The following is a 573-nucleotide window of genomic DNA, read 5'->3' on the forward strand; positions in this document are numbered from 1 at the left end:
GGGGTGTCGAGGGAGCGGGTGGCGTATCCGTGGGCGGCGAGCTGGCCCTCGGCGATCTCTTCCTCGGTGAGGTGGAGGTGGTGGGCGAGTTCGGTGCGGGTGGGGCGGCGGCCGAGGTGTTGTTCGAGGTGGTCGGCGGTTTTGGCGAGGTCGATGCGGAGTTCCTGGAGGCGTCGGGGGACGCGGACGGCCCAGCTGGTGTCGCGGAAGAAGCGTTTCATTTCGCCGACGATGGTGGGCAGGGCGAAGGCGGAGAAGTCGACGGCGCGGTGGGGGTCGAAGCGGTTGATGGCTTTGATGAGTCCGATGGTGCCGACCTGGACGATGTCTTCGGTGGGTTCGGCGCGGTTGCGGAAGCGGCGGGCGGCGAACTTGACGAGGCTGAGGTTGAGTTCGACCAGGGTGTTGCGGACGTAGGCGTGTTCGGGGGTGCCTTCCTCGAGTGCGGCCAGGCGGGTGAGGAGGGCGGCGGAGAGGGGTTGGGCGTCGTCGGTGGAGACGGTGGTGGGGCGGGTGAGCTCGGGCAGTCCGTCCAGAGCGGCCCGGCGCATCGAAGCCCCCGGATTCCCGACG

General features: G+C 69.5%; 1 protein-coding gene. It reads right to left on the minus strand.

Annotation, left to right across the window (positions count from 1 at the left end):
- On the minus strand, positions 1–551 hold a 551-nt coding region (locus tag OO47_RS33025; RefSeq protein ID WP_234323399.1), incomplete at its 3' end, for a sigma-70 family RNA polymerase sigma factor.
- Between the last annotated feature and the right edge of the window lie 22 nt (positions 552–573).

Origin of the sequence: Streptomyces bikiniensis, assembly GCF_000716625.1 — a bacterium.
GTDB lineage: Bacteria > Actinomycetota > Actinomycetes > Streptomycetales > Streptomycetaceae > Streptomyces > Streptomyces bikiniensis.